Consider the following 726-nt stretch of genomic DNA (forward strand, 5'->3'; position numbering starts at 1 on the left):
TCCTTCTTCCTTCGCTTCCCGAATAGCCCGTGGTTCTTCCAAATTCAGTCCCAACATTGCTGCAATCTCCTCTCGACTAAGGTTAGAAAACTTGTAGACGATAATCGTCGTCACTAAATCAATTATCGCTTGTTCCGATTGTTGCCGTGCTTGCTCCAGCAAAAACCGCGCCCCTTCCACTGCTTCCGTTTCAGAAGTCACATTTGTCAGCAACATCAAACCTAATCCCAAAGGTTGTTCTCGCAAATCCCCCAACTCATCCAGATAAACCCGCCTGACTTGACCACTTTCCAACAAAGCGCGGTGAATGGAAGAGGAAGAAGGTTCCAGGCTGCCAGAGCCAAAAATTATTACTCCAAACCAGTCATCGTAACGAATAGAGTGGCGGTAGAGAAACAAAAACAATTCGCTAAAGAAGCGGTGATATAAGTCTTCATCCTTCTGAAACTGGACTTCTGCAAAAAAGACGGTTTTGGAAACTGCATTCGCCGGAGGTAGAAACACTCCATCAATCCGAAACGCCGTTTCTTTCACCTCAACTGATTCAAACTGGTAGTTTTCCGCTTCTGGAGGTGGTTCATCTACTAATTCAAACAGCAAACCGGGAAATTGCTTAAATAATTTGTAGAAGATGGTGTCACGTCGCATTTTTATTCCTCAACACCCAGACAATTACCAGATTGTAAAGGCTTGAGATACCAATTTTAGCGTAGGCGTAGCCCACCG

Annotated in this window: 1 protein-coding gene; it reads right to left on the reverse strand. The window is 44.8% G+C overall.

Translation table 11 applies throughout. The features are described from left to right. On the reverse strand, window positions 1-648 hold a 648-nt coding region (locus tag HWQ41_RS20215; protein WP_292766621.1), incomplete at its 3' end, for an Rpn family recombination-promoting nuclease/putative transposase. Window positions 649-726: the final 78 nt, after the last annotated feature.

Origin of the sequence: Nostoc sp. NOS(2021) (genome assembly GCF_017115025.1) — a bacterium.
Taxonomy (GTDB): domain Bacteria; phylum Cyanobacteriota; class Cyanobacteriia; order Cyanobacteriales; family Nostocaceae; genus Nostoc.